Below are 4,376 nucleotides of genomic sequence, written 5' to 3'. Positions count from 1 at the left end.
CACCTGCCAAGAGCGCCGGTATCAGCGCTTCAGACGCCTTGAGCCACTCGGGAGGTTCGGCGGTGCCACTTGGCTTCTGACGCGCGAGGACTGCAAGGCTCCTACCGCATCTACGGGCCAGTTCATAGCCATCGGGCTCAGCGATACCCATCGAAACGAAGGCCCTAGCCAATTGGCTGCTGGTAGGCCTGACGAGCACATCATGCTGCCCGCGCTGTTCGTCAGCACCGGCACTGATGACGGTCGGACCCGCTTGAGCCAAGAGACCGACCAGCTGTCGTGCTTGGCCTCTCGGAAGAAAAATCAAATCCTTCTTTGCAGACAGTTGTCGAGCAGGTTCGGTGCCGTCGACGACCATGACTCTGGCCTCCAGGAACGCTCGAGTCTCTGGGGGGGCGCGTCGAATTGCGGCCACCACGAATGCAATGACCTCATCGGCAGAGTCTGCCGCATACGCCAACCTACCGCCCGCCTCCCCTAGCCGCCGAAGAAGTCCCGCTGCCTGTTCTTCGCGTCCGGCAAGCAGAACATCTTCCGTCAGGGTTGGAGCGAAGCGCGTCGAGAACTCGCCCCAAAACTCCGCAGAGCTGTATGCGCCTGAAGTAGGAACGAGGCCCAGCTCGTACCTTGCATAGTACGAAGCAACAGCGGGGTGACGTTCCAGCCAATGTTCGAGGGCAATACCGTCGAAGCACTCCACACCTTTCCATTGTCCCAGGGCTCTCTTCTCTTCCAACCAGTCTGGAATCTGCTTTCGTGGGTAGTCCCATGTCCTCGGACTGGCAAAGACAAACGTCGTGTTCATCCGAACCGCTGCGTCAACGGCTGCCGTTCGCTTTTCAAAGTCACCGTCAGCCTTATCAACGAGGTCGCCAGCGACGCCAAACTCCCAGATGGATTGACCATCCGGAACGAACGGCGGAACCCCCACTGCATCTAGGACACCATCGAAACCGCGGACCTGTCCCTTTTCGCGGTTCGGGAATCGGAACTCGGAAATCCTTGAGGCTGACGCAGTGATGAGGTCGGCGACTAGGCCTGGAAAAGTTGTTCTCGCAGTCTGCGAGCTAGCCCACTCGTTCAGGTTGTGAGCGGTAATCCACTTCATGAAGCGTCTCCCATTTGTGCCTGCACATAAGGCGGCACTTCTCAACTGGGAAGTGCCGAGACTTGCTGCTAGGTTTCGCTTTTCAGGCTGTTTGGAAGTCCTTCAGCGATTGCCCTGAAGCCAGGGCATCCCTCACCCACTGCGGACGGCGGCCCTTGCCTCCCCAGGTATTCCCCGACTTGTCTGCATACATCGGGGGACCCTTGGTCTTCGCCTTCTCAGCCGCCCTGACCGCCCRAAAGTCCTCCTTGGGTGCAGCATCAATGCCAACGACACGCAAGAACAAGGTTGGGTCAGCACTCTGTAGCGATAGCGCCTTCGCCTTCAGAATGTTGAGCAAGCCAGGAAAGTCGACGCTCCCGCCGCTAACATGTTCCCACTGTCGATGCCTCTGCAGAACAACCACGAAGAATCCAATCTTCGAGTTCGCCGATTGCATGTACTGCCCCTTCAGCTGCTGGTCGAGTGCGACAAGGTAGTCCTCGACCGTCCAGCGTTCTGACATCTTGAGTTCAATCGTCGCGCGATAGGAACCTACTTGGCAAAGCACGTCGCGACGAGTCGATTCAGGGAGCATCGGCTCGAGCGTGACTGCGTAGCGTCCCGCGCATGCGTGGTTGAGTTCGCTTCCCAAAAGCGACTGAAAATCCTCTTCGAGTGCCAGCCCGTCGCCGTCCGTCTTGATGCGCTTGAAATTGACGGTGTTGAAGAAGCGCCGAAGGCTGAACTCGCCTTGCTCAATGTCCCGCTTCACGGCCAGCAGGTCGTTGTGAATGGCCTGCGCAAACGACAGGTAGCCTGTGACTGGCGGGGCGAAATCGTGCTCGAACTTCTCGTATTCTTGTTGGGCGAGAGGAAGGACTGCAGCTTCGTCCTCGCGCATCGTGAATTGGAGATGGCGAATGTACTTTGCCCGATGCCCAACGGCCCTTCCGCGCAGCGCATCAAGGACGTCGTAGGCAGTCTGAGACTTTGCACTCGCAATTGCAGGTAGTAGCGCGTCTCTCAGGCGCTCCGCATGGTCACGAGTACCGGCGCTATACACCTCAAAGTCCTCGTGCTCATCGTCGTCCTCTTCTCTCACAACCGAAGTCACCCACTCGTAGAGAGCGCCGAGCGTCCTCAGGCCTTCCGAACCCTTTCCCGCTGCGTCTCGCAACCTGGACTTTCGGTCTTCTCCAATAGCCCCTGCCAGGTCCAGCATGAACTCCTCTGAGGCGCGCTTGTGTTCGCTTCTCCAGCGCTCCCAGGTCTGACCGAAGGAGTGCGGGAAGCGCCACAACCAAAACACTCCCCAAACGACGGCGTTGGCACGAATTCGACGCCGCTCTTTGATGAGGGCTTCAAGGCCCTGCCGTGCTTCGGCTTCCTTGGCATCCATTGCGGCGGGCGCATCAGCCAGCGCGGGAAGTTCCTCAGAGTAGGCTGCTGTCATTCGAGCCCATGCAATGGTCTCGAATTCGCTTCGGTCAACAGCGCCGCCGTCTGCGGTCGCCACCTCCAGAGCTGACTCCGTCGCATACTCTTGTGCGCTCGAGGCCGCAGCCGCATAGAGCCACGCTTCCTTCCCAAGTCCACGTTGAATGGACAACGGCGCTCTGTCCAAGTTGCGAATCAAGGCTTCTGCCTTGTCTGCTGAAACGGGCCCTGCCGAAGCGGCATTCAATAGCCTCTTGAATTCTTCTATAGCGACCGCTTCATGTGCTGAGACTAGCGGCCAGAAYCATTTGGGGAAGCCATTGATTTCGAATTGAGCATAACGAATKGCTTGACGAACCTCTGGCTCTGACAATGCAGGGAGACTAGAACCATCGGCTAGCTCCAAGTGCAGGCCTTGCAGGCCTGCCACTGTGATGTTGTAGGTCGTATTTCGCTCATGCTCCTGCCACTCCGGACTGCGTGTTCGCCAAACAGCTGCCAGCCCGGAACGCACAGCGGCGGCTAGGTCATCTCCAGCCTGTGCAGCGAAAGCGGAGAAGTCACACTCGCCATATCGCGAGTTGTGGATTGTCTGAATGAGCCAGCGGGCCACCCATCTCAACGCTCGTTCATTCGTTCCATCCCGGATGCTCTCCGCATCGTTGAGGAGCTGACGCCTTGCCTCGCCTTCGAGCTCTAGGCTTCGGTCGCGACGACGGCGTTCCACGGGAGGTTCCTTGGTGGCACGAGCCTTCATCTCGGCTACGAGCTGCGTAAATGCTGGCTCGGCGATGTCCTCAGCGTCGCCGTCTAGCCATGTGACAAAGCTCCCATGAATGAAAAGCGCCCTCCAAATGCCGTCGCTCGACTTGTCGGTACCTTCAATTAGGCATCGAATGACAAGTCTTCGAACTCCCGCCGCCTGCGCTAGTGCGGACCGGAGGCGACTGGAGTCGGCGCTACTCTGATGGAAGTCTCGGACAACGCGATGCAAGACGAGACATAGTCTTGCCAATCGGACCTCAGTGGAAGCGGACCGTTCAATCGCCATGGCCAGCAGGTCCATGACCAGCTCAACAAAGTCGTGCTCGATGCGGCGCCCTCCCTCAAACGACGCTTCCGCCTTGAGGGCACGCACCATCCGCACCAGCAACGCCTTTGTTAATGCGTAGAGGTCGCTGGCCTCAGCATGGTCAGCAACGTCGTGAGTCAGCGCCCAGTCGATGTGAAAGCCGCTCCGTCCCCGGACGAAGTGCCGAGCTGCAATATCAGCCATTGCGCGCGCGTCCAATGCCGTCCAGGCAAGCTTTGTGAGCRTCGACGAGGCAACCTGCTCCGGAACTGTTGTACTGCTGAGGAGCGCGCGTGCTAGTGCCGCTCCGTCATCTGCACGCTCTAGGGACAGGATGTAGTGGAGGTCACCTGCTGGCCCAGCTAGCAACCGGGAGTAGTCACCAGCGTACGTCTGAAGGACCCTTTCGCGGAACAGGTCCAGCCGGCCGTAGGTGGCGACATCGAGCAGCGCATCTCGCGCATGCCAGTCCTCGCCGTACAGTTCGAAGAGGTCTCGCAACGTGCCTTCAATTCCGACCTTTGCCACCTGCCAGAAGTTCTCAGCCGTCAGGGTGTAGTGGAGACGACCCAGGGTGTCGCCCGTCTCGACCAGCCGCTTAGTTGCCTCACGAAGGGCGGCGCTGGCATCGGCCAGAGGGACATGCACATTTCGAAGGTCACCAAAGAACGCGACTGCTTGTGGCTCTGTGCCTAGAAGAACGTGACGGCAATGAGCGTTGAAGGTAGAGAGCCATCCTGCGAGAGGCAAGTACACGCGATGGACACCGCATTCGCC

1 protein-coding gene and 1 pseudogene are annotated in these 4,376 nt (G+C 58.9%); both read right to left on the bottom strand.

The features are described 5' to 3' along the window. Positions 1–1,108 (bottom strand): annotated as a pseudogene (locus AC1DYI_RS27810) (hypothetical protein); the annotation flags it as partial. 82 nt (positions 1,109–1,190) lie between these two features. After that, the gene (locus AC1DYI_RS27805) at positions 1,191–4,247 is read right to left on the bottom strand and encodes an H-NS histone family protein (RefSeq protein WP_477207361.1); all 3,057 of its coding nucleotides are present in this window, start codon (positions 4,245–4,247) and stop codon (positions 1,191–1,193) included. Between the last annotated feature and the right edge of the window lie 129 nt (positions 4,248–4,376).

This window comes from Ideonella sp. P3_A4 (assembly GCF_056403075.1).
Note: the sequence above shows the minus strand (reverse complement) of the source record. Positions and strands in the feature narration are given on the sequence as shown.